This window comes from Sphingomonas sp. ABOLE, assembly GCF_003950455.1.
Classification (GTDB): domain Bacteria; phylum Pseudomonadota; class Alphaproteobacteria; order Sphingomonadales; family Sphingomonadaceae; genus Sphingomonas; species Sphingomonas trueperi.
Map to the genome: position 1 here is coordinate 1 of NZ_QQWY01000033.1, position 25,350 is coordinate 25,350.

Sequence of the window (25,350 nt, forward strand, 5' to 3'; positions counted from 1 at the left end):
GAGCGGGTCGCGATCATGGAGATGCGCGGTACGATGTGTGTGAGGGGCGGGTGAAGATGTGAGCTGGACTGCAGCGGCGCGTGATATGGGGTACTTCGTTGCCCTGTTCGTTGGAGAAGCGCAGCCAGGCGGTGCCGTCCAAACGCCAACGGATCCGAGAAGGAACCATGCCCAGTAACGATCAAAGTAGACCGACCGCGCCTGCCAGGGCCGCCGCGCTGAACTGATCCTGCTGGGTCACGTCACTCGCGCCGGCCCCGGGGGGCCGGTCGGCAGTGAGGTGTATCCATGAATGCAGCCATTCGTTTCCTGAACGACCTGCGCCGGATCGGCGGCGCGTCGCGGGACCTCAACACGGTGTTCGACGAACGCCTGACCTTCGGCGAGCGCCTCGCCGATCGGGTCGCGGCGGTCGGCGGCTCCTGGGGGTTCATCATCGGCTTCGGCCTGTTCCTCGCCGCCTGGGCGGTGCTGAACACGGTCGTGCTGGCCGCGCACGCCTTCGACCCGTTCCCGTTTATCTTCTTGAACTTGATGTTGTCGATGCTCGCCGCGCTCCAGGCCCCGATCATCATGATGAGCCAGAACCGCCAGGCGGCGAAGGACCGGCTCGAGGCGCGGCTCGACTATGAGACCAACCTGCGCGCCGAGGCGCAGATCGAGGAGCTGCACGCGAAGATCGATTCGCTGCACGCCGACATTGCCCGGCTGGTCGAGGTCCGGGCGCCGCGCTGATCCGCTCGCCTCAGAAGGCGACGGCGCGGGCTTCCTTCTCGGCTTCGTTGAGCGCGCGCTGGGTGGCGACCCGCTCGGCGCGCACCGCCATCGCTTCCCAGGCCGCCTGGGACCGGAGGTGCCGCTCGCGGACATTGTCGAGTTCGCAGCCGGCGGCGGCATTGCCGGCTTCGTCGGCACGGGCGCGGAACAGTTCGATTTCGGTCATCGGCGGGGGTGCCTCGCTGGGGAAGGAGGGAGGGACATGCGAAAACGGCGGCCCCGGATGGGACCGCCGTCTTGGGGTTCAGGTCAGTCGGCCGCCTGGAGGTTGACCGCGGCCATCTTGCCGCGGCGATCCTCTTCCAGTTCGTAGGTCACGCGCTGGTTCTGCTGCAGCGTGACCATGCCGGCGCGCTCCACCGCGGTGATGTGGACGAAGGCGTCGTTGCCGCCGGTGTCCGGCGCGATGAAGCCATAGCCCTTGTCGGCGTTGAAGAACTTGACGGTGCCAGTGATGCTCATGGTGTTTTCCTTACATTGTCGGCGCGCCCCGTGCGGGCGGACCTCGCGCTTCAGGGCAGGGATGGAAGGAAAACGGAGCCGCAAAGCACCAGAGACCAACGATTTGCGACTTCAGCAGCCCCTATGTGGGCGCATGGCGGAGGGAATGCAATGGCAGTGCGAGGAACGGAGGCAGCATGGCGGCGCTGCGAGGCAATGCCCCGCCCCTGTTCGGAGCGGGGCGACGGCCGGTCAGTCGGGCTTCTTGGCGACGGCGACGAGCGCCGGGCGGAGCAGCCGGTCCTTGATCATGTAGCCGGACTGGATCTCCTGCACCACGGTGCCGGGCTCCTTGTCGGCGACGGGCATTTCCATCATCGCCTGGTGCTTGTTGGGGTCGAGCACCTCGCCCAGCGCCACCACCTTGGAGATGCCGTGACGGCCGAAGATCGCCTCCAGCTCGCGGCCGGTGGCTTCCAGGCCGGTGACCAGGCCCTTCATCTTCTCGTCTTCCCGCAGCTCGGCCGGAATGGCCTGCAGCGCCCGGCCGAGATTGTCGGCGACGGAGAGGATGTCGCGGGCAAAGCTCGTCGCGGCATAGGCCCGCGCATCCGCCACTTCCTTCTCGGTGCGGCGACGGAGGTTCTGCATGTCGGCCTGGACGTAGAGATGCGCCTGCTTGGCCTCGGCCAGCTGCGCCTCCAGCTCGGCGACACGGTCCTGCTCGGCAACCTCGGGGGCAGCCTGTGCAGTTTCTTGCCCCAGCGTTGCGCCCTGGGTCGGTTCGGTATTTTCGATATTCTCGGACATGGTTCCCTGTTTTCTTCAGGCCAGCAAACGGGCCAATGTGGCCGCCGTGAAATCCACCATGGGCACGACGCGGGCATAGTTCAACCGGGTCGGGCCGATCACGCCGACGACGCCGACCACCCGGCCGTCCAGCGATCGCACCGGCTTGGCGATCACCGACGAGCCGGAGAGCGCGAACAGCTTGTTCTCGGAGCCGATGAAGATCCGCGCCGCCTCGCCTTCCCGGGCGCTGTCGAGCAGCCGGGCAATCTCCTCCTTGCCCTCCAGCTCGTCGAGCAGCTGGCGGACGCGGTCGAGATCCTCGGCGGCGCCGGTGTCGATCAGCCGGGCCTGGCCGCGGACGATCAGCACCGGGCGGCGGCCGCTATCCTCGCTCCACACGGCGAGCCCGCGCTCGACCAGTTCCGAAGCTGCGGCGTCGAGTGCGGCCTGTTGCTGGCGCAACTCCCGCTCGATCCGGCCGCGCGCCTCGGCGAGCGTGAGCCCGGCGAGCGTGGCGCTCATGTAATTGGCCGCGCGCTGCAGCGACATCGGATCGACGCCGCCGGGCAGCTCGACGACGCGGTTCTCGACCGAGCCGTCCTCGCCGACCAGCACCGCGAGCGCACGGTCCTGGCTCAAGGGCACGAAGCCGAACTGGCGCAGCACCGTCTCCGCCTTGGGCACCAGCACCAGCCCGGCGCAGGCGGACAGGCCGGACAGCGCCGCGGTGGTTTCGGCGATGGCATCCTCGACCGGGCCGCCGATGCCGGCGCGCGCCTCGATCGCCGCGCGTTCCTCGACCGAGGGTTCGCTCGCCTGCATCATCCCGTCGACGAACAGGCGCAGCCCGCTCTCGGTCGGCATCCTGCCGGCGCTGGTGTGGGGTGCGGCGAGCAGCCCCACTTCCTCCAGATCCTGCATCACGTTGCGGATCGACGCCGGCGACAGGTTGAGCGCCGAGATACGCGAGATGGTGCGCGACCCCACCGGCGCGCCGGTATCCAGATAGGATTCCACCACGATGCGGAACACGTCGCGCGCGCGGTCGGTCAGCTCGTGGATCGGCGGCGTGATCATGGTGGCTGTTATCTAGGCGGTGCGACGGGTCGGCTTCAAGGCCGCGCGCCGATCAGGTCGGCGATCGGCAACAGATCGGGCGCCGACCCCAGCGCATCGGCGACGCCGGGGCTGCGCGTGCGGTCGCAGCCGAAATAATAGGAGAGCGCGCGATGCCCCGCCTTCCCGTCCCACTGGACCTCGACGCTCGGCATGTCCGTAGCGTGCTGGCCGCAAGCCGGCGTGCCCGGCGCGGTGCGGACGCTGCCGCTGCGCGGGCGATAGGGTGCGAGCCGGGTGAGGAACGCCTCATATTGTGCCGGCGACACCCGGAAGTCGCGCGCGCCGATGACTGCGGTGAAGCGCTGCCCCTCGAAGGTGCCGGTCCCGTCCGGCCGCACCGTGATCGAATAGACCGGGCAGGCGCCGCCGCAGGGGCTGGTGGCGTAACGGATCATCTCGCCGCGCACGATCGGCGCCGACGGGCCGATGGGGATCCCGCCACTGACCGGCGACGCCGCCGCCGGGCGGGAGGGCCTGGCGGGCGTCGGGCGCGACGATCCCTCGGGCGGCGCCACCTGCGGAATGCAGCCGCCGAGCATCGCTCCGCCGCAAACCAGTGCAACCAACAGGCGCATGCGTGTCTTTCTCCCCTAATCGTGCAAGACTGGCGGAACGCGCCGCCACGGTCTAGGTGCCCGGCTCGACCTTTAGGGAGACTGAATCGCATGCGCCCATCCGGCCGCGCCCCCGACGAAATGCGGGAGATCACCATCACGCCGAACTTCACCCGCCACGCCGAAGGATCGGTGCTGATCGGCTTCGGCGACACCCGCGTGCTCGTCACCGCCAGCGTCGAAGAGCGCGTACCGCCGTTCCTGCGCGGCAAGGGCGAAGGCTGGGTGACGGCCGAATACGGCATGCTCCCCCGCGCCACCCACACCCGCGGCCAGCGCGAGGCGGCCAAGGGCAAGCAATCGGGCCGCACCCAGGAGATCCAGCGACTGATCGGCCGCTCGCTCCGGGCGGTCACCGACCTCAAGCTGCTCGGCGAGCGCCAGATCACGCTCGATTGCGACGTGCTCCAGGCAGATGGCGGCACCCGCACCGCAGCGATCTCCGGCGCCTGGGTGGCGCTGCGGCTCGCGGTCAACAAGCTGATGGCGGAAGGCGCGATCACCACCGATCCGATCACCACCCAGGTGGCGGCGGTAAGCTGCGGCATCTACCAGGGCACGCCGGTGCTCGACCTCGACTATCCCGAGGATTCGTCGGCCGATGCGGACGCGAACTTCGTGCTGCTCGCCAATGGCAACATCGCCGAGGCGCAGGCCACTGCGGAGGGCGCGACCTATGACGAGGAAGGCCTGCTGCGCCTGCTCCGCCTCGCCCGCATCGGTTGCGCGCGCATCTTCGACGCGCAGCTCAAGGCGGTCGGATGAGCGGCGAGGGCGAGGCCCCCCAGGCGATCCGCAAGCTCGCCCCCGGCAAGCTGGTGATCGCCAGCCACAATGCGGGCAAAGTGCGTGAGATCCGCGAACTGCTCGGTCCCTATGGGATCGAGCCGGTCTCGGCCGCCGAGCTCGACCTGCCCGAGCCCGAGGAAACCGGCACCAGCTTCGTCGCCAATGCCGAGCTGAAGGCGCTGCAAGCGGCGGACCTGTCGGGGCTCCCCGCCCTCGCCGACGATTCGGGGCTGTGCGTCGAGGCGCTGGGGCTCGCCCCCGGCATTTACTCCGCCCGCTGGGGCATGGCGGCGCCGGGGATGGACGGGCTTGAGCCCGTCGCCCCGTTCGAGGGCCGCGACTTCCGCTTGGCGATGCAGCGGGTCGAGGACAAGCTGGCGGCACTCCCGCCCGAGACCAGCCGCGCCGCCCATTTCGTCTGCGCGCTGGCGCTTGCCTGGCCGGACGGGCATGTCGAATGGTTCGAGGGGCGGGTCCATGGCGACCTCGTCTGGCCGCCGCGTGGTGAAAAGGGCTTCGGCTATGATCCGATGTTCGTACCGCAGGGGTTTGCGGAAACGTTTGGCGAAATGGAGCCGGCGGCGAAACATGGCATGAGCCACCGTGCCGACGCATTTCGCCAATTGGTCGCATCGGTCTTCTGAGGCGGGTCTGTTTCGGCTGCGACGATATTCATGGGAGCGAAGGTTTAAGCTATCCTAACGACGTCCATATGTTGATCGAGTAACGATCGCTGCCTAAGCACGGGCGACGATGGAGGAAAAATTGGGGGTGCGCGGCACCGAACTATTCGATGAAGTCGATGCGCGGCTGAGCGAAATCAAGCGACTTTTCACGCAGTTCGCCGGCGAAGCTCCTGCGGCGGCCAGCGAATCGCCGGCTGGTTCGTTCGGCCGCCTGCAACTCGCCCGGATGATTCTCTGGGGCCGCTCGCTGCTGGAACGCGAAGTCGCGAAGGATCTGTTCGCTGACCCGGCGTTCAACATCCTGCTGACGCTCTATGTCAGCCGCGCCGACGGCAAGGACGTGTCGACCTCGGCGGCTTGCACCGCCTCCGGCGTGCCGACCACCACCGCACTGCGCTGGATCAACGCGCTCGCCCGGCGCGGCATGATCCACAAGCGCAGCCTCGCGACCGACCGGCGCTTCACCTACTTGGAACTGACCGAGAAAACGGGCGCGGCGCTGGACCGCTATTTCGACCTCATCCTGGATCGCGCAGCGCACCCGACGACGCCGTAACCCCGTATTTGGTCGTCAGTCGCTCGAGCGACAGTGAGATGTTGGCGGCCTCGGCATCCTCGCCCAGAAGGTCGAGCAGCGCGATCGCGTCCACCAGGTGCGTGCACACCATCTCGATACCTGCGCCCCGTTCGTCCATTTTTTCAAAAACTCGCGTATCTTTATATCCGTATTGGATTTTCGGGTACGCACGGACAAGTCAGGAATATTCCCGACGCGGGACACACCTAGTGCATCGCGCAATGCGATCGCAAGCCTTTGTGCATTGCCTGACTATATCCGTTTTGGATATTAACTCTGCTTTGCCGCAGGGAAGGCCCGTGACGCCGCTTTCTACACTCCTGGAGCGCGCCGAAGCCATCTACCTCACCCATGGTACCGGCAGCGCACGCTATCTGCTCGATCGGATTGAGACGGCCATCCGCGAAGGCGCGCCGGCGCAGCAGATCTGCGAGCTCGATCACCTTCTGCAGCTGATCGAGTATCGCGACCGGACGCTGGCGCTGTACGGCAACCGCTGATCGCGCCTGGCGTGATCCGCGGGGTCCACTGTTCGCGATCCGGAAGGGAGTATCGCTCGCAGCGGCGGTGGTGGATAGGGATGGATTCGAACCACCGTAGGGCGAAGCCCGGCAGATTTACAGTCTGCTGCCTTTAACCACTCGGCCACCTATCCATGGAGACCGCCGCTTGCGAGCGAGGTGGGCCCAATGCCGAAGCGAAGCGGGCCTGTCAACGCCTTGCGTGCACTCTTTTGCGCGCATAGCGTCCCGCCTTCACTTTTTGGGGGGATAACATATGCGTCGCACCGTCCTTGCTCTTACCGCCGCGCTGCTCGCCAGCGCACCGATCGCCGCCCAGACGATCCAGACCAGCGCGACCGACCGCGTGATCGACCAGGGCACCAACCATTCGGAGGTGATGCGAATCGCGCAGTACCTCACCGACGTGATCGGTGCGCGCCTCACCAACTCGCCTGGCATCCGCAGGGCCGAGGACTGGACCCAGGCCAAGTTCCGCGAATGGGGCCTGGTCAACGTCCACAAGGAAGGCTTCGAGTTCGGTCGGGGCTGGTCGAACGAGAAACTGGCGGTGCGCATGGTCGCCCCCCGCCCGCTCCAGCTGATCGCCGCCCCCCTGCCCTGGACCCCCGGCACCAGTGGCGCGATCACCGGCGAGGTCGTGCTCGCCCCGCTCGCCGACGAGGCCGCCTTCGCCCAGTACAAGGGCAAGCTGAAGGGCAAGGTGGTACTGATCACCGAGCCCAAGGACATCGAGGACCCCACCGAAGCACCGTTCAAGCGCTGGAGCGTCGAGGAACTGGCGAAGCGCGACTTCTACGACCTCCCCAACGGCGACGGCGAACGCCCCTTCAACCCTGCCCGCTACACCTTCGCGGGCAAGCGCGACGCCTTCCTCAAGGCAGAGGGCGCGATCGGCTATGCGATCATGTCCAGCCGCAACGGCAAGCTGGTCCATGGCCAGAACAGCCAGTTCCAGGTCGGCCAGTCGGGTACCCTGCCGGGCATCGAGATCGCGGCGGAAGACTATCGCCGCCTCGCCCGCCTCGCCAAGATGGGGGCCAAGCCGACGCTGGAGATAGACGCGGTCAATCGCTTCGACGACAGCGACACCAAGGGCTACAACATCCTCGCCGACATCCCCGGCACCGATCCCAAGGCGGGATACGTGATGGCGGGCGCGCATCTCGACAGCTGGGCGATGGGCGACGGCGCAGCCGACAACGCCGCCGGCAGCGCGATGGTGATGGAGGCCGCGCGCATCATCCGCGCCTCGGGTATCAAGACCAAGCGCGCGATCCGCTTCGCCCTGTGGGCGGGCGAGGAACAGGGTCTGCTCGGCTCGATGGCCTATGTCGAGGCGCACATCGCCAAGCGCCCGGTCGATCCCAGCGCGGGCGGCATCGTTCGCTACATGACGTGGAGCCGCGCCTTCCCGATCACGCCCGGCCCGGACCACGGCAAGCTCGCCGCCTATTTCAACCTCGACAACGGCTCGGGCAAGATCCGCGGCATCTATGCGCAGGGCAACACGGCGGTGATGCCGATCTTCGAGCAGTGGTTCACGCCCTTCCACACGATGGGCGCGACCATGGTTTCCGCGCGCCGCACCGGGAGCACCGACCATGTCTTCTTCGACGCGGTGGGCATCCCGGCGTTCCAGTTCATCCAGGACCCCCTCGACTATGGCTCCAGGGTGCATCATACGGACGTCGATACGTTCGATCATCTGAAGGCCGACGATATGCGCCAGGGCGCAACCATCCTCGCCGCATTCCTGATCAACGCCGCCAACAGCGATCAGCCGCTGCCGCGCGCGCCGCTTGCGACCGCGCCGACCCCGGCCGATCAATTCTATCCCTTCCCGGAGTCCGCACACTGATGAAACGTCGAGGCCATCGTCCCAGCCAGGCATCCGCATCGCGGCCGCGCTTCTACGGCCGCCACGCGGTGCTCGCGGCGCTCGCCAACCCCGAGCGGACGGTGCGCAAGATCTGGGGCACGCGCGAGGCGCTGTCGGCGCTGGACCTGCCCCCGGTCATCCCGATCACCTATGCCGACGCGGCCGATCTCGGCCGCCTCGTGCCGTCCGACGCGCCGCACCAGGGGCTGGTGGCCGAGGTCGATCCGCTCGAGGAGATCTGGCTCGGGGATCTTCTCGAACAGGGTGCGGAGGACAAGCGCCCGCTGCTGGTGCTCGACCAGGTGACCGATCCGCACAATGTCGGCGCGATCCTGCGCTCGGCAGCGGCGTTCGACGCGCTCGGCATCGTCACCCAGGACCGACACGCGCCGCCCGAGACCGGCACCCTCGCCCGGTCGGCGGCGGGGACGCTGGAAGTGGTGCCCTGGGTGCGCGTGGTGAACCTGTCACGCGCGCTCGACGAGATTGCCGAGGCCGGCTTCTGGCGCGTCGGCCTCACCGGCCATGCCAAGGCGACGCTGGGCGAGGTGATGGGCGAAGGCCGCGTGGCGCTGGTGCTGGGCGCCGAGGGCGAAGGCATGCGCCAGAATACCGAGGCGCATTGCGACCAGCTTGCCCGCCTGCCGATCTCGCCCAAGGTGGAAAGCCTGAACGTGTCGAACGCCGCGGCCGTGGCGCTCTACGCGGTCAACACGCGCGGCTGAGGAGCACACGCATGTCCAGGATGCTGCGGACGCTGGCGCTGGTGCTGCTCGCCCCGCTGGTGCTGGCGAGTTGCCTGTTCGTGCCCGGCAAGTTCGAATCCGCGCTGACCATCCACCGCGATCGCAGCTTCACCTTCACCTACAAGGGTGAAGTCGTCGCCCTCGACCTCAAGGGGTTGGGCGGCGACTTCCTGAAGATCGCCGAGGAAGAGGGCGGCAAGAAGGGCAAGAACGGCTCGGCCGATCCGGCCAAGGTCAAGGCGGCCGAGCAAGTGAAGCGCGACGAGGAATATCGCAAGCTCGCGGTCGAGCTGGCCAAGGAGGCCGGCTATCGCAGCGTCGACTATCGCGGCAACGGCATCTTCTATGTCGATTTCGCGCTGTCGGGTGTGCTCGATCACGCGTTCGTCTACCCGTACAACCAGGACAATGAGATCATCCTGCCCTGGATCGCAATCGAGCTGCGCGGCAAGGATGCGGTGCGCGTGAAGGCGCAGGGCTTCGCCCGGCAGAAGAGCGAGGCGGCGGGCCTGGGCGGCATGGGCGCCGGCATGTCCGCAGGCGAGGAGGCGGCCGATCGCATGGAGGGGACCTTCACCCTCACCACCGATGCCGAGGTGATCAGCCAGAACAACGAGGCCGGTGCCGAAACCGTCGGCAGCGAGAAGGTGATCATCTGGAAGGTGGACACCCGGACCAAGGACGCCCCGATGGCGTCGCTGCGCGTGGCGCCATTGAGCTGATACGAAAACGGGCGGGTGCGATACGCACCCGCCCGCCCTCTCCACACCCCTTTGGGGATAGGGTTCAGGCCAGTTCCCACTCCAGGGCGATCTGGGCCTTGAGCAGCTTCGAGACCGGGCAGTTCGCCTCGGCGCCCTTGGCGAGCGCCTCGAACTGCTCCTCGCTGATGCCGGGCACTTCGGCGCGCAGCTTCAGGTCCGAACGGGTGATGGTGAAGCCGTCGCCATCCTGCTCCAGCTTCACGGCCGCCGTCGTCTCGAGCGTGCCGTCGCTGAACCCCGCCTGGGCGAGCGCGAAGCTCAGCGCCATGGTGAAGCAGCCGGCATGCGCCGCCGCGATCAGCTCTTCCGGATTGGTGCCCTTTTCGTCGCCGAAGCGGGTGTTGAAGCTGTAGGGCGTCGCCTCCAGCACGCCCGACGGGCTGGTCAGCTGGCCTTTGCCGGCCTTGCCGAAACCTTCATAACGGGCGGTGGCGGTGCGGGTGGTCATGGCAGGCTCCTCAAAAGGCACGGGCCGGGGAATCGACCCCGGCCCGCTTGTATCACTTGCACGTGACGTTGTTGCGATCGATCGAGCGCCCCGCGGCCGCGCCTGCCGCGGCGCCGAGCAGCGTACCCAGCGTCTGCGATCCGCCCGGCGCGATCACGTTGCCCAGCAGGCCGCCGGCCACGCCGCCGACGATCAGGCCGGTGGTGCCGTCGTTGCGGCGGCAATAATAGCGGCCGTCCTGGCCGCGATAGACGCGATCATTCTGCGACAGGCGACGCTCGCGGGCGCGCGGATTCTCGCGATAATAACGGTCGGCATAATAGCCGTTATAGGCCGGGTCCGGACGGTTATAGTCATACTGGCGATAACCGCGGTCGCCGGCATTGCCGAGACCGTAGCCGCCTTCGGCGCAGCCGGAAACCAGCGTCGCCGCAGCGACCATGCTCAGAGCGAAGATGCGCATCTTGTCTCTCTCCTGATCCATGTTGATGTGCGTGGGCAATGCGCGGCCGCGCGGAAGGTTGCGCGGCCGTGCCGATCCGGGGAGGATCAGGAAGGTGCTGCGTCGTTGCGGCGAAGCTCGTCGGCCTGGCCGGCGACCAGCGTCGGCGCCGAGCCACCGGCCAGCGCGGGCGCGAAGGCCTCGCGCTCGTTCGCCGGGATCGACGCAGTCGGATCGGGGCGGAACTGCTCGATCGCGCGCTGGCTGCCATCGGGATGGCTGTCGCCCATCAGGTCGGTCGGCACCGTGCCCGACTCCGCCGCACCAGCGCGGCGATTCCACAGCGTGCCGAACGCAATCGCACCGACTGCGCCCAGCCCGGCGGCAGCGATGGCCGCAATGCCGGTCCGTCCTAGCGTCGAGCGCTTCCGGACCGTGGTCGCCGGCGCGGCTGCCCTGGGCGCCCGCTTCGGGCGAGCCTTGGGGGCAGGCTTTGCAGCCGCCGGCTCCGGCTTGGTGCCGGCAGCCGCAGCCGCGGTCGCGGCCTTGGGCGTGCGCTTGCGCGGCGTGGGGGTCTTGGGCGTCTTGCTGGCGGTGGCCATCGAAATCTCCTTTCGGTTACGGCACGGTCAACGGGCCGGGATGCGGGGGTGTTCCGAGCGATGCGCGATCAGCGGACGCAAATGCGGGTGCGTTGGTTCACCCAGCAGCCATCCTTGCGGGTGACGGTGCCCAGCGGATCGCCAGCCCTGTCGTCGTCGGGATCGGCATTCCAGGTCGCATCGGCCATGCCGTCGGCGCGGGTGGTGACCACGGCGAAGTGCGACTGGGCGGGCTTGCCGGCGCTCCAGGTGTTGAGGGTGTAGCCGCCGTCCCCCATCGGATAGACCTGGCACTGCCCGTCGAGCAGCGTCTTGCCGTCGACCTCGAAGCGGCATCGCCTGGCGGCGGAGCGCGGCGCGGCTTCGTCCTTCGCCACAGGCGTGTCGATGGGCACCGGCGCGGGGCTGGGGGTTGCGACGAGCGGTGAGTCGACGTTCGCCGTCGCGGTGGTGTCGGCGACCTGCGGGCTGTTGCAGGCGGCCAGCGGTGCGAGGAGCAGCAGCGCCGCAGCGATGGAGCGGGTCTTCAAGGGCAAACGGCGTCTCCGCATGAGGTTGCCCCGCCCTACCGAGCAGCACAGCTTTTGTTCCCGCTTAGACGGCACAGCAAGCAATAGCCCCTCCCCTGCAGGGGAGGGGCTTAAGAAGAGAAATGCGCCCCCCACCCCTTCCCGCGTGAACTTCCTCCCAATTCCTCCTATCTGACTCCCCATGCCGACCCGCTTCGCTTCCGTGCCCCACCGCCGCGCCCTGATCGATCGCCGTGCCGTCGCCGAACGCCTCGCCGCGCTGGAGGCCCGCGACACCGCCGCGCTGCGCCAGGCGGGGGCCACCGAGCTCAAGGCCGTCCTCGCCACCGGCCAGGCGGAGATTGCCCGCCGCCTCGCCGAACACCCCTCGCGTGGCCTCGAAGCCGCCGCGGCGGGCGCCTTCCTCACCGACCAGATCCTGCGCCTGCTATGGGACTTCACCGTCGAGCGGCTCCATCCCAATGCCAATCCCACCGCCGCCGAGCGGATGACGCTGATCGCGGTGGGCGGCTATGGCCGCGGCGAAATGGCGCCGCATTCAGATATCGATATCGGCTTCCTCACCCCCTGGAAGGTCACCGGCTGGAGCGAGCAGGTGATCGAATCGATGCTCTATTCGCTGTGGGACATGCGGCTGAAGGTGGGGCATTCGTCGCGTTCGCTGGACGAGATGGTGCGCCAGGCCAAGGCCGACGTCACCGTCTGCACCGCACTGGTCGAGGCGCGCTATGTCTGGGGCGATACCGAGCTGTATGACGAGGCGGCGCGGCGCTTCAAGGCCGAGGTCCAGGCCGACAGCGCGCGCGGCTTCATCACCGCCAAGCTCGAGGAACGCAACGCCCGCCACAAGAAGATGGGCGACAGCCGCTATGTCGTCGAACCCAATGTGAAGGAGGGCAAGGGCGGGCTGCGCGATCTCCACACGCTCTTCTGGATCGGCAAGTTCGCCTACAATGTGCGCGAGCCTGCCGAGCTGGTCGAGGCCGGGCTGCTGACGCCGGCGGAGTATCGCCAGTTCCGCCGCGCCGAGAATTTCCTCTGGGCGGTGCGCTGCCAGCTCCACCTGATCACCAACCGCCCCGAGGATCGCCTCACCTTCGACGTCCAGCGCGAAATCGCCGAGCGGATGCGCTTCGCCGATCGTCCTGGCATGTCCAAGGTCGAGCGCTTCATGCGCTATTACTTCCTCCAGGCGAAGGTGGTGGGCGACCTCACCGGCGTCTTCCTCGCCCATCTCGACGAGAAGTTCGCCGCGCGCGGCCGCCGCTTCGGCTTCCCGGCGCTGTGGCGCGGGCGGCGCAAGCTCAAGGGCTTCGTGCTCGAGCGCGGCCGGCTGGCGCTGCCGCGCGACACCTTCTTCCGCGAGGATCCCGTCCGCCTGATCGAGCTGTTCGCGCTGGCCGACCTGCACGAGGTGGAGATCCACCCGCTGGCGATGCGCGCCGCCGCGCGCGACGCCAAGCTGGTCGACGACGTCCGCACCGACCCGCGCGCCAACGCGCTGTTCCTCGACGTGCTGACCTCGCCGCGCGATCCGGAGACGGTGCTGCGCTGGATGAACGAGGCGGGCGTGTTCGGCCGCTTCGTGCCCGACTTCGGCCGTGTCGTCGCGCAGATGCAGTTCGACATGTACCATCACTACACGGTGGACGAGCATTCGATCCGCGCGATCGGGCTGCTCAGCAAGATCGAGAAGGGGCAGCTCAAGGAAGACCATCCGCTCGCCAGCGGCATCCTCCACCAGCTTGCCTCGCGCCGCGCGCTGTACGTGGCGGTGCTGCTCCACGACATCGCCAAGGGGCGCAGCGGCGACCATTCGATCCTCGGCGCCGAAGTGGCGGAGCGGCTTTGCCCGCGCCTCGGCCTCACGCCGGGCGAGACCGAGATGGTGGCGTGGCTGGTCCGCTGGCACCTGCTGATGTCCGCCACCGCCTTCAAGCGCGACCTTGCCGACTTCAAGACCATCCTCGACTTTACCGCCCAGGTGCAGAGCGCCGAGCGCCTCCGCATGCTGCTGGCGCTGACCGTGGTCGACATCCGCGCGGTCGGCCCCGGCGTGTGGAACGGCTGGAAGCGCCAGCTGCTTGGCGGGCTGTACGAAGCCGCCGAGGAAGTGCTGCGGCTCGGCCACAAGCAGCGCGGCCGCACCGAACGGATCGCCGCCAAGCAGGAGGAGCTGGCCGCCGCCCTCGGCTGGACGCCCGCCAAGTTCGAGGCGTTCAAGCGCCGCTTCACCGAAAGCTACTGGATCGCCGAGCCGATCGACGTGCTGGAACGCAACGCCGCGATGGTCGCCGCGGCGGGAGACGCGACGCTGCACGTCGAGGCGCAGGTCTATCCCGATCGCGGTGCGACGCTGGTCACGGTCTATGCCGCCGACCATCCCGGCCTGTTCTACCGCATCGCCGGCGCCATCCACGTCGCCGGCGGCAATATCATCGACGCGCGCATCCACACGACGCGCGACGGCATGGCGCTCGACAATTTTCTCGTCCAGGACCCGTTCGGCCAGCCCTTCGACGAGGAAGCGCGGCTTACCCGGCTCAAGACCGGCATCGCCGATGCGCTGGCCAACCGCGCGCGGCTCTCCGAACGGCTCAAGACCAAGGCGCCGGTGCGCCTGCGCGCCGACGCCTTCTCGATCGAACCCAATGTGTTCATCGACAACAAGGCGTCGAACCGCTTCACCGTCATCGAAGTCAATGCGCGCGATCGGCCAGCCTTGCTCTACAGTCTCGCCAATGCGCTGTTCCAGTCGAAGGTGACGATCCACTCGGCGCATGTCGCGACGTACGGAGAGCGCGCGGTCGATACCTTCTATCTGACCGACCTGATCGGCGATAAGATCAGCTCGACGTCGCGACTCAAGACGATCGAGCGGCGCCTGCTGGAGGCCGCGGCCGGCGAGGAGGTTGCCCAGGCCGCCTGATCGGGGGGGGACCAACATGCCGGTAGTGGGGCTGGGCGGGTTTTTCTTTCGCGCACAGGATCCGGAAGGGCTGAAGAGCTGGTACCAGGAGATGCTGGGCGTCGGCGGCGGCTGCGGCACCGATCCCAGCGGCCAGGCGAGCCCCTGGTTCTGGCACCCCGAGCCCGGCGGCGTCATCTTCCAGCCGTTCCAGGCGGACACCACCTACTACGCCGGTGACAAACAGGTGATGCTCAACCTGCGGGTGATCGACCTCGACGGGCTGCTCGAGCAGCTCAACGCCGCGGGCGTCGCCATCGAGACGCGGGCCGAATGGGACACGCCGGAGACCGGCCGCTTCGCCCGAATCCATGATCCGGAGGGCAATCCGATCGAGCTGTGGGAGCCGCCGGCGGAGTAGCGGAAAGCGCCGCCGCCTCCACCATCGTCATCCCGGCGAACGCCGGGATCCATTGGGGTCTCCGTCGCGGCTCTTGCTCAGGCGGAGAGGCGACTGGATCCCGGCTTTCGCCGGGATGACGGCATGTAGCGTTCGACGCGGCTACCCGCCGCGGCTACCCCGTCCCGAACGGCAGGATCGACTCCAGCGTCGCCAACAGCAGCGCCCCCGGCACCGTCGCACCCTGGCGCAGCAGAAACACGTGGCGGACGATCTCGGCCTGCTGCTCGATGCCGTAGCGCGTCAGCGTCCAGCCCGCCTTGATGCTGTAGTGGTAGCGGCAGAACGGGTGCCGACGCAGCACCAGGTTCAGGCCCTGCTGGTGCTGCCAGACATGCACCAGCTCGTGGATCAGATGCCCCTGCAGCCCCAGCCCCGCGCTGGCGAAACAGTCCCGATAGGCCTCCCCCGCCGGATGGAAGTGGAGATGCCCGCGCGGCGCCATCGTCACGTTCCGCGGCTGGAAGGGAAACCATTTCCGCCGGAAAATCCGCACCGGATCGAGGTCGATCGCATCGCCGAACATGCCGCGGGCCAGCGCGCGCTCGGCATCGGTGAGGGGGCGGCCCTGTCGCGGGTCGTCGCCGGACATGGCCGCCCTCCCCTGCTTACTGGATCGCGAGCCCCGTCCACTTGGCGGCGAACGCCCAGAGGTCGGCGGTTTCCTCGATCACCTTGTCGGTCGGCTTGCCCGAACCGTGGCCGGCGCGCGTCTCGATGCGGATCAGGTGCGGACGGTCGCCGATCTGCGCATGCTGCAGCGCCGCCGTGTATTTGAAGCTGTGCCCCGGCACGACGCGGTCGTCGGTGTCCGCCGTGCTCACCAGGATGGCGGGATAGTCCGCGCCGCTTTTGATGTTGTGGTAGGGCGAATAGGCGTAGAGCCGCTTGAAATCGGCTTCCTTCGAGGGATAGCCGTAATCGTCGACCCAGTAGCGGCCGGCGGTGAACCGGTCAAAGCGGGTCATGTCCATCACGCCCACCGCCGGCAGCGCGGCGGCGAACAGGTCCGGGCGCTGGTTGGTGACCGCACCGACCAGCAGACCGCCGTTGGAGCCGCCCTGGATGGCCAGCTGGCCCTTGCCGGTGATGCCTTCCTTGATCAGATACTCGCCCGCGCCGATGAAATCGTCGAACACGTTCTGCTTGTTGGCGAGGCGGCCGCCATCGTGCCATGCCTTGCCATACTCGCCGCCGCCGCGGATGTTCGCCACGACGAACACGCCGCCCTGCTCCAGCCAGGCCAGTCGGCCCGCCGAGAAGCCCGGGGTGATCGGGATGTTGAACCCGCCATAGCCGTAGAGGATCGTCGGCGCGGGACCGGTGACGCTCTTCTTGCGGACGATGAACATCGGCACCCTGGTGCCGTCCTTCGAGGCATAGAAGCGCTGCTCGACCGCATAGTCCTGCGGGTTGAAGGCAACCTTCGGCTGCGCCCAGGGCTCGGCCTTGCCGGTCTGCACGTCGTAGCGGAAGATCGTCGTCGGATAGTTGAAGCTGGTGAAGGCGAAGAAGGTCTCGCCCTCGTGCGGATGCCCGCCGAACCCGCTGGCGGTGCCGATCCCCGGCAGCGCCACCGTGCCGTCGGCCTTGCCCTCCAGCGTGTAGCGGCGCACCTCGGTGGCGGCATCGACCATGTAGCTGAGGATCAGCCGGTCGCCGACGATCGACGAACCCGCCAGCGTCTCCTTCTGCTCGGGCACCACCTCGTGCGGAGTGAGCGCGGGATCGGCAAGATCGATGGTGACGATCCGCTGGCGAGGCGCGCCGTCGTCGGTGGCGAACCAGAACTTGGTGCCGACATTGCCGATCGCCGACCAGTCATGCTCCAGCGTGCCGATGACCGTCTTCGCCTTCCAGGCGGGATCCTGCAGATCGACGATGTGGACGAGGTTCTTGTTGTCGGTCCCCTCGCTGGTGGTGATCACCAGATAGCGGCCATCGTCGGTGATGCCGGCATAATGGCTCTGCTTGGGCGTCGCCGGGGTCTCATAGACCAGCCGGTCGGCGCTCTGCTGGGTGCCGAGCTTGTGGAAATAGACGCGGTGGTTCTCGTTGAGCGCCTGGAACTTGGCGTCCGCCGGCGGCTCGGGATAGCGCGAGTAGAAGAAGCCGCTACCGTCCTTGGCCCAGGCCACGCCCATGGTGAACTTGGCCCAGCTCACCGTGTCGCCGGTCTCCTTGCCGGTGGCGACGTCGAGCACCTTGATCGTGCGCCAGTCGGTGCCGCCGTCCTGGATCGAATAGGCGAGCAGCTTGCCGTCCTCGCTGGGCAGCCATTCGGCGAGCGCGGTGGCGCCGTCCTTCGACCAGCCATTGGGGTCGATCAGCACGCGGCCCTCGGCCTTGAGCCCATCGCGCACGAACAGCACGGACTGGTTCTGCAGCCCGCTGTTATGCGCATAGAAATAATGGCCGCCCTTCTGCTCGGGCAGGCCGAAGCGCTCATAATCGAACAGCTGCTTGATGCGGGCCTTGAGCGTATCGCGCCCAGGCAACGTCGTCAGATAGGCGTCGGTGACCTTGTTCTCGGCCTCGACCCAAGCGGCGACTTCCTCGTCATTGCGGACGTCGTTTTCCAGCCAGCGATAGGGGTCGGCGACCTTCACCCCGAACTGTTCGTCCACCACGTCTACACGGCGGGTTTCGGGATAGGCGAAGTTGGACATCGGCGCATTGGTCTCCGGCTTGGTGGTCTGGGCGTAGGCGGGGCTGGCGAAGAGTAAAGGCAGGATCAATGCACGGCGCATTCAAGGGCTCCCAAAGAATGCGCCCACCCTTAGGCAGCCCGGTGCCCCGGCTCAAGCAAAGCCGGTAACCTCGATCACCCAGGCAAAGGCGGCGAGCGGCGACAGCGCCAGCAGCGCGGCGATCCACGCGCCGACATCGATGGGCGCGGACCTGCGCGCCCGGTTGGACTTGCGAGACATGGTAGTTCTCCAGCGCCGCCAGACGCGGCGGCGCACCCTGTTGTTCGGGCGCGGAGATGGGGAGCGTGCGATGGATTGCAAGCGAAACGAAACTTGGGTGGCGGTAAGAAAACCTGCCCAAAAGAAAAGGGCGGCCGCATCGCGACCGCCCTTCCCCGGTTCGTTCCCAACGAAGCGCCGATCAGGCGGCGTCGTCGAACTCCTCGTCCGACAGCACCGGACCCGAATCCTGACCCTTGGCCGAGACGTCGCGGTCGACGAACTCGATGATCGCCATCGGCGACGCGTCCGAGGCGCGGATGCCGGCCTTGATAATGCGGGTGTAGCCGCCGTTGCGATCGGCGTAGCGCGCTGCCAGCACGTCGAACAGCTTCACCAGCTGGGCGTCGTCCAGCAGGCGGGCGTGCGCCAGACGACGGTTCGACAGGCCACCCTTCTTGGCGAGGGTAACGAGCTTCTCGACGTAGGGGCGCAGTTCCTTCGCCTTGGCGACGGTGGTGGTGATCTGCTCGTGCTTGATCAGCGCGGCCGACATGTTGCGGAACAGGGCCGCGCGATGGGCCGAGGTACGCTGCAGCTTACGACCGCCATAACGATGACGCATGGTATCTTCCTTTCGTTCGTCCGGCAGCCGTTCAAGGTACTGCCGACCAGGCGGTGAAACGGGGCCACCGCCCAAAACCCAACTCACGAATGCGTGAAGCTGCGCCCAAGACCGCAAAACGACCGATTCGTCAAGTCTTACCGAAGCCGGCGGCGCCGCGACATCCACAAGGCCAGCTGAAAACCGCCCGCCGCGAACAGGACGAGGAAAAAGAGCGCGCCGAACAACGCTGCTGCCAGCGCCACTCCAAATCCGAAAGGATTGATCGTCCAGGATGTGAATGCATCCGTCGCGGTCGAAACGACGATGCGACCGGACCAGATCGCGGCGGCAACACGCCATGCACAGACCGCGACACCCCACCCGCCGATCGACAGGAAGAACAGCGCACTCAGGATGCCACCCCCGCTATCTCTGGACCTGCCGCGCTTTCTCGAGTCCAGCCAAGAGCCGAAACTCGAACCGCCTCCGACGACCAGCAGAAAGCACGCCCTCCCGACTGCCCAACCCCAATCCAGTTCGAGTCCGTTGGACCATCGATACAGGGCTTCCGCGGCAAAAACGACGCAAAGCGTGACGAGAAGGATAGCTAGGCGACCCACGGCACTATCTTATCGCGACGCGACGCCTCCGCAAGCCGACGCGCTACAGAACGCGCAGTAAAAAGGGCTCCGCATTGCTGCGAAGCCCCTTCTGTACCTTCAGCCGAAGCGGAGAGGGGCTCAGCCCATGATCTCCTGTTCGAGCTTCTTGGCCATTTCCTCGATGTTCTCGGGCGGCCAGCCCGGGATTTCCATGCCCAGGCGCAGGCCCATGCTGGAGAGGACTTCCTTGATCTCGTTGAGCGACTTGCGGCCGAAGTTCGGCGTGCGCAGCATCTCGGCTTCGGTCTTCTGGACCAGATCGCCGATATAGATGATGTTGTCGTTCTTGAGGCAGTTGGCCGAGCGGACCGAAAGCTCCAGCTCGTCGACCTTCTTGAGCAGGTAGCGGTTGATCTGCGCGGCATCGCCTGCGCCACCTTCCGCCGGAGCCGCTGCCGGCGCCATGCCGACCGGGGCCGCCCGGGTGATCGACGAGTCGTCGAAGTGGACGAACAGCGCCAGCTGGTCCTGCAGGATCCGCGCGGCGTAGGCCAGCGAGTCCTCCGGGGTCACCGTGCCGTCGGTCTCGACGGTCAGCGTGAGCTTGTCGTAATCGAGCTCCTGGCCGACGCGGGTGTTCTCGACCTTGTAGGACACCTGGCGCACCGGGCTGAACAGCGCATCGACCGGGATCAGGCCGATCGGCGCATCCGCCGGGCGGTTCGCGGTAGCGGGCACATAGCCCTTACCCACGTCCGCGGTCAGTTCCATGTTCAGGGTCGCGCCGTCGTCGAGATGGCAGATCACCAGCTCGGGGTTCATCACTTCGATGTCGCCCGAAACCGCGATGTCGCCCGCCTTCACTTCCGCCGGGCCGGTGGCCGACAGCTGCAGACGCTTCGGGCCTTCGCCCTGCATCTTGAGCGCGATCTGCTTCACATTGAGGACGATGTCGGTCACGTCCTCGCGCACGCCGGCGAGCGACGAGAATTCGTGCAGCACGTTCTCGATCTTGATCGAGGTGACTGCCGCGCCCTGCAGCGACGACAGCAGCACGCGGCGCAGCGCGTTGCCGAGGGTGAGGCCGAAGCCCCGCTCCAGCGGCTCGGCGACGAACGTCGACTTCCGCTTGGGATCGCCACCGGGCTTCTTCTCGAGGCCGTTGGGCTTCTTGAGTTCCTGCCAGTTCTTAGCGTTGACCGACACGGGCTTTCCTCATGTTGGGCGGGGAAGAGGCATTCCCCGCCAGGTATTTACTGCAAGACCGCGAGACCCGCCTCAGGGCCCGCGGTGCAAGCAGGACGTTTAGACGCGGCGACGCTTCGACGGCCGCACGCCGTTATGGGGGATCGCCGTCACGTCGCGGATCGAGGTGATCTGGAAGCCGACCGCCTGCAGCGCGCGGAGCGCCGACTCGCGGCCCGAACCCGGACCCTTGACTTCGACCTCGAGGGTGCGAACGCCGTGCTCGGCGGCCTTGCGGCCGGCGTCTTCGGCGGCGACCTGCGCGGCATACGGGGTCGACTTGCGCGAGCCCTTGAAGCCCATCATGCCGGCCGAGGACCAGCTGATCGCGTTGCCCTGCGCGTCGGTGATGGTGATCATGGTGTTGTTGAAGCTGGCGTTCACATGCGCGACGCCGGCGGTGATGTTCTTGCGTTCGCGACGGCGAATACGCTGCGGTTCACGTGCCATTTGGAATTTCCTGACCTAGAAGCTTGGTGCCTGGAGGCGCGAGGCCTCGGGGGAAGAAGTGCGCGCTGGGGAGCGCTGCTTACTTCTTCTTGCCGGCGATCGGCTTGGCCTTGCCCTTGCGGGTGCGCGCATTGGTGTGCGTGCGCTGGCCGCGGACCGGCAGGCCCTTGCGGTGACGCAGGCCGCGATAGCAGGCCAGGTCCATCAGGCGCTTGATGTTCATCGCCACCTGGCGACGAAGATCACCTTCCACGGTGTAGCCGGCGTCGATCGCTTCGCGGATCTGCAGCACTTCCTGGTCGCTCAGGTCCTGCACGCGGCGCTCCGGCGCGATGCCGAGCTGCGTGGTGAGTTCCTTGGCCTTTGCGGGGCCGATGCCGTGGATATACTGCAGCGCGATGACGACGCGCTTGTTGGTCGGGATGTTAACACCCGCAATACGTGCCATGAAACATATTCTCCCAGCTCCACGAGGCACTGCATGGCAGCGGCGCCCCATCTCGTAGCGTTGCCTTCCGAAATGCAGCGGCACGACGCACGCGATGGAGCGCCGCCGTAATCTACTGTTCCGGAAGTTGGGCGAGATACGGGGCCGCAGGCGAACTGTCAAGCGCCGCGGAGCCGGAAAATGCCGAACCCTCCTTATATAGCAAGGTTCCCGGCGCGCCAAGCGCGGCGAGGGGCGCGGCGGCGAAGCGCGTCCCGTTTCGTATAGGGGGATGCGGCCAATACCAAGTTGCATAGACAAGAACACATCATCCCCCCCACGCCGTCACCCCGGCGAAAGCCGAGGTCCATTGGGGCCTCGCTATCGGCTCGTGCTGCAACCGAGCGGCAAACGGATCCAGGCTTTCGCCGGGATGACGGCGATTTTTGGTGGTTAGTTGCCGTTGAGCTTTCGGGTCGCTCGTCTCTTTTGCAGTGCCCCGAAGAGCCAGCCACACCCGAATGCGCTGACAAGCATGAGAATAGCGGTGAGGATGGTGGGCAGCTTGAGCGCCGTGCCGCCCCAGCGCACCAGAAAGGCCGGGACCAGGCCTAATATGGCATAGACGCCTGCTTCGACATTCTTGGATCGCATTCACATCATTTATGAGAATATCAGCATGTCCGCTAGTGGAGCGCGAGCCGCCATGGCGAGAATGGTGAGAAGCCGACTTTCAGTCGCGCCGGGCTATCTCAGCTGCCAGCCAATGAACGCGCTTGTCCCACAGCTTTTTCATTTTGGAGGACGGGGCGATGCTCCCACGGGCGCGAGAACGCTCAAGCTCCGCCTCAAGCTCCCCGAGATTGAGCTGCTCCAGTTCGTCGTCGCGGTGAGGAACACCTGATCGCTTTCCCATGCCTCAATCTTCCGTCATTCGCGAATGCCCGCAATCGGCCGGGAGCCGACTAAGCGCGCCCACGAATCAAAAAGGGCGAGGTCTCCCCCGCCCTTCCCGTTACTTCAGCCCGTCGAGCACCACGGCGATCTGCCGGGTCACTTCGTCGATATCGGCCATGCCGTCGACTCGCCGGACCAATCCCTTCTCTTCGTAGAAGGGCAGGATCGGCGAGGTCTTGGCGCGGTACTCCGCCATGCGGGTGCGCACCGTCTCGGCATTGTCGTCGGGGCGGCGCTTGAATTCGGTCGAACCGCACACATCGCACACGCCGTCCGCCTTGGGCAGCTTGTACTTGTCGTGATAGCCCTCGCCGCACTTCGCACAGGTGAAGCGGCCCTCGACGCGATCGACCAGCGCCTCTTCGTTAACGAGCAGCTCGATCACATAGTCAAGCTTGCGGCCGCGCTCGGCGAGCAGCCCATCCAGCGACTCGGCCTGCGCATAGGTGCGCGGATAGCCGTCGAAGATCGCACCCTTCTCGGTGTCGGCCATGTCGAGCCGCTCGCCGATGATTCCCGAGACGATTGCGTCGGAGACGAGCTGGCCCGCCTCCATCACTGCCTTGGCCTTCAGGCCCGTGGGCGTCCCCGCCTTCACCGCGGCGCGCAGCATGTCGCCCGTGGACAGCTGTACCATGCCGCGCTCGGTCTCGAGACGCTTCGCCTGGGTGCCCTTACCGGCCCCCGGCGGACCCAACAGGATGATGTTCAAAAGGTACCTCCCCTAGTGCCGCGCGCCGATCAGCGCGCGCGGCCGCCCTTGAGCTTCGCCTTCTTGATCAGGTCGCCATACTGGTGGGCCAGCAGGTGCGACTGGATCTGCGTCACCGTGTCCATGGTTACGTTGACGACGATGAGAAGGCTAGTGCCGCCCATCAGGAACGGGATGCTCATAGCGGAGAACGCCCATTCCGGCAGCAGGCAGATGATGGTCAGATAGGCTGCACCGATCACGGTGATGCGGGTCAGCACATAGTCGAAATACAGCTCGGTGTTCTTGCCCGGGCGGATGCCGGGGACGAAGCCGCCATAGCGCTTCAGATTGTCCGCGGTCTCCTCGGGGTTGAAGACCACCGCGGTGTAGAAGAACGAGAAGAAGATGATGCCCGCCGCATAGAGCGACATGTAGATCGGCGAACCGTGGCGCAGCCAGATGTTCAGGTTCGCGATCAGGTCGCCCCACCAGCTGTCGCCGCTCGCGGCCTGGCCGGCGAACTGGGTGATCGTCAGCGGCAGCAGCAGCAGCGACGAGGCGAAGATCGGGGGGATCACGCCGGCGGTGTTGAGCTTGAGCGGCAGGTGGCTGCGCTCGGCCTGGACGCCGCGCGCGGTCTGGCGCTTCGGATACTGGATCAGGATGCGGCGCTGGGCGCGCTCCATGAAGCAGATGAACAGCACGAGCGCGGCGACGCAGACGATCACGAAGATCAGCCGCAGCGGATCGATCGAGCCCGAACGGCCGCTCTCGAACAGCTGGACGAGCGTGACCGGCAGGCGGGCGACGATCCCGGCCATGATGATCAGCGAAATGCCGTTGCCGATGCCGCGGCTGGTGATCTGCTCGCCGATCCACATCAGGAACATGGTGCCGCCGATCAGGCTGACCACGGCGGTTATGGTGAAGGCGATGCCGGGTTCGACGACCGGGCTGAGACCGTTAGCGGCGCCGGCAGCCTCGAGGCCCTGCACCAGGAAATAGCCCTGGATGGCGGTGAGCAGCACGGTGCCGTAGCGGGTGTACTGGTTCAGCCGCTTGCGGCCGCTCTCGCCTTCCTTCTTGATCGCCGCCAGCTGCGGCGACAGCGACGAGGCAAGCTGCACGACGATCGACGCGGTGATGTAGGGCATCACGCCCATCGCCACGATCGACATGCGCGACAGCGCGCCGCCGGTGAAGTTGTTGAAGAAGTCGAGCACGCCGCCCTGGGTCTGCTGCGCGAGCAGGCCGAGCGCGGTCGGGTCGATACCCGGCAGCGGCACATAGCTCAGCATGCGGAAGACGATCAGCGCGCCGAGGGTGAACCACAGGCGCTTCTTGAGGTCGGTGGCCTTGCTGAACTTCGCCAGATTGATGCTGGAGGCCAGCTGGTCGGCTGCGGATGCCATTTCGTATCTTCGTCCCGGATAAGTGACGGGCGCTCCCCCGCCCTGCGGAGTCGCATATAGGGGTTGTGCGCGGCTTGTCTAATGGCTGCGGGCGCGGAAGGGAACCGGCACCTGCACCGACCTTCGCCCCATCCTTCGTCATTCCGGCGAAAGCCGGAATCCATTGGGGCCACCGTATCGGCGCTTGCCGCAACGGAGCGGCGAATGGATCCCGGCTTTCGCCGGGATGACGGAAACGGGGGAAGCGGCGTCTTCAGCGACGCGCACCAGCCCAGCACGAAGGAAGGCGGAGCCTTGGGCCCCGCCTTCGCATTTCGTCAGCCCTGCTTGGCGGCCTTGGCAGCGGCCTGGGCCGTGCGGTGCTTCGCCTTGTGCTTCTCGGCGGCCGGAACGATCTCCGGCACGGTGACCGAGCCACCGGCCTTCTCGACCGCCTCACGCGCACCGGCGGAGACGCCGGCGACGGTGAAGTTCAGCTTCGCGGTGAGCGAACCCTTGCCGAGCAGGCGGACGCCGTCCTTGCCGCCACGGGCCAGGCCGGCGGCCTTCAGCGCGGCGTGATCGATGTCGGTGCCGGTCAGCTTGCCCGAATCGACAGCCTTCTGGATCTCGCCCAGGTTCACCTCGGCATAGTCCTTGGCGAAGATGTTGTTGAAGCCACGCTTCGGCAGGCGCATGTGGAGCGGCATCTGACCGCCCTCGAAGCCCTTGATCGAGACGCCTTCGCGGCTCTTCTGACCCTTGACGCCGCGGCCACCGGTCTTGCCCTTGCCCGAGCCGATACCACGGCCGATGCGCATGCGGCGATGACGGGCGCCCTGGTTGTCGTTGAGTTCGTTCAGCTTCATGATGTGTGCACTCGCTTTCGCTTTTGTCGCGCGTTGATGGGAAGCGCGGGCTCATAGCGGCGAGCGGGGGGAATGTCGACTCTTGTTTGACCCTTGCGGAG

The 25,350-nt window shown here is 66.8% G+C and carries 32 protein-coding genes and 1 tRNA gene; 10 read left to right on the top strand and 23 right to left on the bottom strand.

What is annotated here, in order from left to right; genetic code table 11:
• The first annotated feature begins 288 nt into the window (after positions 1-288).
• Entirely contained in the window at positions 289-735 is a 447-nt protein-coding gene (locus tag CA234_RS17695; protein ID WP_125973937.1) for a DUF1003 domain-containing protein, read from the top strand.
• Between the two features lie 10 nt (positions 736-745).
• Here CA234_RS17695 and CA234_RS17700 read toward each other — a convergent pair whose 3' ends face one another.
• The 5 genes from CA234_RS17700 to CA234_RS17720 form a co-directional block, all read right to left on the bottom strand.
• On the bottom strand, positions 746-943 hold the full coding sequence (locus tag CA234_RS17700) for a hypothetical protein (RefSeq protein WP_125973939.1): 198 nt from the start codon (positions 941-943) through the stop codon (positions 746-748).
• 83 nt (positions 944-1,026) lie between these two features.
• Entirely contained in the window at positions 1,027-1,239 is a 213-nt protein-coding gene (locus tag CA234_RS17705; RefSeq protein ID WP_125973941.1) for a cold-shock protein, read from the bottom strand.
• Between the two features lie 231 nt (positions 1,240-1,470).
• Positions 1,471-2,028 (bottom strand): nucleotide exchange factor GrpE, encoded by a 558-nt coding sequence (grpE, locus tag CA234_RS17710; protein WP_126002375.1) that lies wholly within the window; start codon positions 2,026-2,028, stop codon positions 1,471-1,473.
• A gap of 15 nt (positions 2,029-2,043) precedes the next feature.
• Positions 2,044-3,087 (bottom strand): heat-inducible transcriptional repressor HrcA, encoded by a 1,044-nt coding sequence (hrcA, locus tag CA234_RS17715; protein ID WP_125973945.1) that lies wholly within the window; start codon positions 3,085-3,087, stop codon positions 2,044-2,046.
• Between the two features lie 35 nt (positions 3,088-3,122).
• A complete protein-coding gene (locus CA234_RS17720; RefSeq protein WP_126002376.1) occupies positions 3,123-3,704 on the bottom strand; it encodes a DUF6438 domain-containing protein in 582 nt (193 codons plus the stop codon).
• A gap of 90 nt (positions 3,705-3,794) precedes the next feature.
• Between CA234_RS17720 and rph the strand changes: the two genes are divergently transcribed.
• The 3 genes from rph to CA234_RS17735 all read left to right on the top strand — a co-directional run bounded on the left by rph (position 3,795) and on the right by CA234_RS17735 (position 5,774).
• Positions 3,795-4,508: a ribonuclease PH gene (rph, locus tag CA234_RS17725; protein WP_126002377.1), complete on the top strand. Its 714-nt coding sequence runs from the start codon at positions 3,795-3,797 to the stop codon at positions 4,506-4,508.
• Positions 4,505-5,176 (top strand): RdgB/HAM1 family non-canonical purine NTP pyrophosphatase, encoded by a 672-nt coding sequence (gene rdgB, locus CA234_RS17730; RefSeq protein ID WP_125973951.1) that lies wholly within the window; start codon positions 4,505-4,507, stop codon positions 5,174-5,176. The genes rph and rdgB overlap by 4 nt, the downstream gene beginning before the upstream one ends.
• 127 nt (positions 5,177-5,303) lie before the next feature.
• A complete protein-coding gene (locus CA234_RS17735) occupies positions 5,304-5,774 on the top strand; it encodes a transcriptional regulator (RefSeq protein WP_241213567.1) in 471 nt (156 codons plus the stop codon).
• Here the strand turns inward: CA234_RS17735 and CA234_RS24435 are convergent.
• On the bottom strand, positions 5,737-5,886 hold the full coding sequence (locus CA234_RS24435) for a hypothetical protein (RefSeq protein ID WP_164521861.1): 150 nt from the start codon (positions 5,884-5,886) through the stop codon (positions 5,737-5,739). The two genes, CA234_RS17735 and CA234_RS24435, sit on opposite strands and share 38 nt — an antisense overlap.
• A gap of 208 nt (positions 5,887-6,094) precedes the next feature.
• Here CA234_RS24435 and CA234_RS17740 point away from each other — a divergent pair, with 208 nt between their 5' ends.
• Positions 6,095-6,295: a hypothetical protein gene (locus tag CA234_RS17740; protein WP_125973955.1), complete on the top strand. Its 201-nt coding sequence runs from the start codon at positions 6,095-6,097 to the stop codon at positions 6,293-6,295.
• 68 nt (positions 6,296-6,363) lie between these two features.
• Here the strand turns inward: CA234_RS17740 and CA234_RS17745 are convergent.
• Positions 6,364-6,450, bottom strand: a tRNA-Tyr gene (locus CA234_RS17745).
• Positions 6,451-6,572: 122 nt separating this feature from the next.
• Between CA234_RS17745 and CA234_RS17750 the strand changes: the two genes are divergently transcribed.
• From CA234_RS17750 to CA234_RS17760, 3 genes are read left to right on the top strand one after another with little or no spacing between them, the layout of a single operon-like run.
• A complete protein-coding gene (locus CA234_RS17750; RefSeq protein WP_126002378.1) occupies positions 6,573-8,177 on the top strand; it encodes a M20/M25/M40 family metallo-hydrolase in 1,605 nt (534 codons plus the stop codon).
• Positions 8,177-8,923 (top strand): 23S rRNA (guanosine(2251)-2'-O)-methyltransferase RlmB, encoded by a 747-nt coding sequence (gene rlmB / locus CA234_RS17755; protein WP_125973959.1) that lies wholly within the window; start codon positions 8,177-8,179, stop codon positions 8,921-8,923. Before CA234_RS17750 ends, rlmB begins: the two co-directional genes overlap by 1 nt.
• A gap of 11 nt (positions 8,924-8,934) precedes the next feature.
• Positions 8,935-9,666 carry a hypothetical protein gene (locus CA234_RS17760; RefSeq protein ID WP_241213568.1) on the top strand — a complete coding sequence of 244 codons (732 nt, stop codon included), beginning with the start codon at positions 8,935-8,937 and terminating at the stop codon, positions 9,664-9,666.
• Positions 9,667-9,730: 64 nt separating this feature from the next.
• Here the strand turns inward: CA234_RS17760 and CA234_RS17765 are convergent, their stop codons facing one another.
• From CA234_RS17765 to CA234_RS17780, 4 genes are all read right to left on the bottom strand, one after another.
• A complete protein-coding gene (locus CA234_RS17765) occupies positions 9,731-10,156 on the bottom strand; it encodes an OsmC family protein (RefSeq protein WP_125973961.1) in 426 nt (141 codons plus the stop codon).
• Positions 10,157-10,208: 52 nt separating this feature from the next.
• Positions 10,209-10,619, bottom strand: coding sequence for a glycine zipper 2TM domain-containing protein (locus CA234_RS17770; RefSeq protein WP_125973963.1), 411 nt, complete (start codon positions 10,617-10,619; stop codon positions 10,209-10,211).
• Positions 10,620-10,705: 86 nt separating this feature from the next.
• Positions 10,706-11,200 (bottom strand): hypothetical protein, encoded by a 495-nt coding sequence (locus tag CA234_RS24655; protein WP_206431234.1) that lies wholly within the window; start codon positions 11,198-11,200, stop codon positions 10,706-10,708.
• Between the two features lie 68 nt (positions 11,201-11,268).
• Positions 11,269-11,730 carry a hypothetical protein gene (locus CA234_RS17780; protein ID WP_125973965.1) on the bottom strand — a complete coding sequence of 154 codons (462 nt, stop codon included), beginning with the start codon at positions 11,728-11,730 and terminating at the stop codon, positions 11,269-11,271.
• 181 nt (positions 11,731-11,911) lie between these two features.
• Between CA234_RS17780 and CA234_RS17785 the strand changes: the two genes are divergently transcribed.
• Together CA234_RS17785 and CA234_RS17790 are read left to right on the top strand one after the other, a co-directional pair.
• Positions 11,912-14,659 (top strand): [protein-PII] uridylyltransferase, encoded by a 2,748-nt coding sequence (locus tag CA234_RS17785; protein WP_125973967.1) that lies wholly within the window; start codon positions 11,912-11,914, stop codon positions 14,657-14,659.
• A gap of 16 nt (positions 14,660-14,675) precedes the next feature.
• Positions 14,676-15,059, top strand: coding sequence for a VOC family protein (locus CA234_RS17790; RefSeq protein ID WP_126002379.1), 384 nt, complete (start codon positions 14,676-14,678; stop codon positions 15,057-15,059).
• Positions 15,060-15,213: 154 nt separating this feature from the next.
• Here the strand turns inward: CA234_RS17790 and CA234_RS17795 are convergent, their stop codons facing one another.
• The 12 genes from CA234_RS17795 to rplO all read right to left on the bottom strand — a co-directional run bounded on the left by CA234_RS17795 (position 15,214) and on the right by rplO (position 25,249).
• Complete coding sequence (locus CA234_RS17795; protein WP_126002380.1) at positions 15,214-15,690, bottom strand: vgr related protein; 477 nt, start codon at positions 15,688-15,690, stop codon at positions 15,214-15,216.
• Between the two features lie 16 nt (positions 15,691-15,706).
• Positions 15,707-17,848: a prolyl oligopeptidase family serine peptidase gene (locus CA234_RS17800; protein ID WP_126002381.1), complete on the bottom strand. Its 2,142-nt coding sequence runs from the start codon at positions 17,846-17,848 to the stop codon at positions 15,707-15,709.
• Between the two features lie 51 nt (positions 17,849-17,899).
• Entirely contained in the window at positions 17,900-18,028 is a 129-nt protein-coding gene (locus tag CA234_RS25275; RefSeq protein ID WP_277600222.1) for a hypothetical protein, read from the bottom strand.
• Positions 18,029-18,209: 181 nt separating this feature from the next.
• Entirely contained in the window at positions 18,210-18,632 is a 423-nt protein-coding gene (gene rplQ, locus CA234_RS17805) for a 50S ribosomal protein L17 (protein ID WP_126002382.1), read from the bottom strand.
• 137 nt (positions 18,633-18,769) lie between these two features.
• Positions 18,770-19,234, bottom strand: a complete 465-nt coding sequence (locus tag CA234_RS17810; RefSeq protein WP_126002383.1) for a hypothetical protein — start codon at positions 19,232-19,234, stop codon at positions 18,770-18,772.
• A gap of 120 nt (positions 19,235-19,354) precedes the next feature.
• Positions 19,355-20,422: a DNA-directed RNA polymerase subunit alpha gene (locus CA234_RS17815; protein ID WP_010545746.1), complete on the bottom strand. Its 1,068-nt coding sequence runs from the start codon at positions 20,420-20,422 to the stop codon at positions 19,355-19,357.
• 99 nt (positions 20,423-20,521) lie between these two features.
• Entirely contained in the window at positions 20,522-20,911 is a 390-nt protein-coding gene (gene rpsK, locus CA234_RS17820) for a 30S ribosomal protein S11 (protein WP_019368402.1), read from the bottom strand.
• 79 nt (positions 20,912-20,990) lie between these two features.
• Positions 20,991-21,359, bottom strand: a complete 369-nt coding sequence (gene rpsM, locus CA234_RS17825; protein ID WP_010545744.1) for a 30S ribosomal protein S13 — start codon at positions 21,357-21,359, stop codon at positions 20,991-20,993.
• A 432-nt stretch (positions 21,360-21,791) separates the two neighbouring features.
• Positions 21,792-21,992: a hypothetical protein gene (locus CA234_RS17830; protein ID WP_126002384.1), complete on the bottom strand. Its 201-nt coding sequence runs from the start codon at positions 21,990-21,992 to the stop codon at positions 21,792-21,794.
• 361 nt (positions 21,993-22,353) lie between these two features.
• A complete protein-coding gene (locus tag CA234_RS17835) occupies positions 22,354-23,007 on the bottom strand; it encodes an adenylate kinase (RefSeq protein ID WP_126002385.1) in 654 nt (217 codons plus the stop codon).
• Positions 23,008-23,036: 29 nt separating this feature from the next.
• A complete protein-coding gene (gene secY, locus CA234_RS17840) occupies positions 23,037-24,401 on the bottom strand; it encodes a preprotein translocase subunit SecY (RefSeq protein ID WP_125973981.1) in 1,365 nt (454 codons plus the stop codon).
• Between the two features lie 317 nt (positions 24,402-24,718).
• Positions 24,719-25,249, bottom strand: a complete 531-nt coding sequence (gene rplO, locus CA234_RS17845) for a 50S ribosomal protein L15 (RefSeq protein ID WP_084583901.1) — start codon at positions 25,247-25,249, stop codon at positions 24,719-24,721.
• Between the last annotated feature and the right edge of the window lie 101 nt (positions 25,250-25,350).

Bases quoted from the DNA above. Each gene is read 5' to 3' on its own strand.
- CA234_RS17830 (WP_126002384.1), bottom strand. From the start codon at position 21,992: ATGCGATCCAAGAATGTCGAAGCAGGCGTCTATGCCATATTAGGCCTG.
- CA234_RS17760 (WP_241213568.1), top strand. From the start codon at position 8,935: ATGTCCAGGATGCTGCGGACGCTGGCGCTGGTGCTGCTCGCCCCGCTG.
- CA234_RS17770 (WP_125973963.1), bottom strand. From the start codon at position 10,619: ATGCGCATCTTCGCTCTGAGCATGGTCGCTGCGGCGACGCTGGTTTCC.
- CA234_RS17800 (WP_126002381.1), bottom strand. From the start codon at position 17,848: ATGCGCCGTGCATTGATCCTGCCTTTACTCTTCGCCAGCCCCGCCTAC.
- CA234_RS17750 (WP_126002378.1), top strand. From the start codon at position 6,573: ATGCGTCGCACCGTCCTTGCTCTTACCGCCGCGCTGCTCGCCAGCGCA.
- CA234_RS17720 (WP_126002376.1), bottom strand. From the start codon at position 3,704: ATGCGCCTGTTGGTTGCACTGGTTTGCGGCGGAGCGATGCTCGGCGGC.
- CA234_RS25275 (WP_277600222.1), bottom strand. From the start codon at position 18,028: ATGTCTCGCAAGTCCAACCGGGCGCGCAGGTCCGCGCCCATCGATGTC.
- rph (WP_126002377.1), top strand. From the start codon at position 3,795: ATGCGCCCATCCGGCCGCGCCCCCGACGAAATGCGGGAGATCACCATC.
- rdgB (WP_125973951.1), top strand. From the start codon at position 4,505: ATGAGCGGCGAGGGCGAGGCCCCCCAGGCGATCCGCAAGCTCGCCCCC.
- CA234_RS17700 (WP_125973939.1), bottom strand. From the start codon at position 943: ATGACCGAAATCGAACTGTTCCGCGCCCGTGCCGACGAAGCCGGCAAT.
- rplO (WP_084583901.1), bottom strand. From the start codon at position 25,249: ATGAAGCTGAACGAACTCAACGACAACCAGGGCGCCCGTCATCGCCGC.
- CA234_RS17790 (WP_126002379.1), top strand. From the start codon at position 14,676: ATGCCGGTAGTGGGGCTGGGCGGGTTTTTCTTTCGCGCACAGGATCCG.
- CA234_RS17695 (WP_125973937.1), top strand. From the start codon at position 289: ATGAATGCAGCCATTCGTTTCCTGAACGACCTGCGCCGGATCGGCGGC.
- grpE (WP_126002375.1), bottom strand. From the start codon at position 2,028: ATGTCCGAGAATATCGAAAATACCGAACCGACCCAGGGCGCAACGCTG.
- secY (WP_125973981.1), bottom strand. From the start codon at position 24,401: ATGGCATCCGCAGCCGACCAGCTGGCCTCCAGCATCAATCTGGCGAAG.
- CA234_RS17765 (WP_125973961.1), bottom strand. From the start codon at position 10,156: ATGACCACCCGCACCGCCACCGCCCGTTATGAAGGTTTCGGCAAGGCC.
- rpsM (WP_010545744.1), bottom strand. From the start codon at position 21,359: ATGGCACGTATTGCGGGTGTTAACATCCCGACCAACAAGCGCGTCGTC.
- CA234_RS17785 (WP_125973967.1), top strand. From the start codon at position 11,912: ATGCCGACCCGCTTCGCTTCCGTGCCCCACCGCCGCGCCCTGATCGAT.
- CA234_RS17795 (WP_126002380.1), bottom strand. From the start codon at position 15,690: ATGTCCGGCGACGACCCGCGACAGGGCCGCCCCCTCACCGATGCCGAG.
- rplQ (WP_126002382.1), bottom strand. From the start codon at position 18,632: ATGCGTCATCGTTATGGCGGTCGTAAGCTGCAGCGTACCTCGGCCCAT.
- rpsK (WP_019368402.1), bottom strand. From the start codon at position 20,911: ATGGCACGTGAACCGCAGCGTATTCGCCGTCGCGAACGCAAGAACATC.
- rlmB (WP_125973959.1), top strand. From the start codon at position 8,177: ATGAAACGTCGAGGCCATCGTCCCAGCCAGGCATCCGCATCGCGGCCG.
- CA234_RS24655 (WP_206431234.1), bottom strand. From the start codon at position 11,200: ATGGCCACCGCCAGCAAGACGCCCAAGACCCCCACGCCGCGCAAGCGC.
- CA234_RS24435 (WP_164521861.1), bottom strand. From the start codon at position 5,886: ATGGTGTGCACGCACCTGGTGGACGCGATCGCGCTGCTCGACCTTCTG.
- hrcA (WP_125973945.1), bottom strand. From the start codon at position 3,087: ATGATCACGCCGCCGATCCACGAGCTGACCGACCGCGCGCGCGACGTG.
- CA234_RS17705 (WP_125973941.1), bottom strand. From the start codon at position 1,239: ATGAGCATCACTGGCACCGTCAAGTTCTTCAACGCCGACAAGGGCTAT.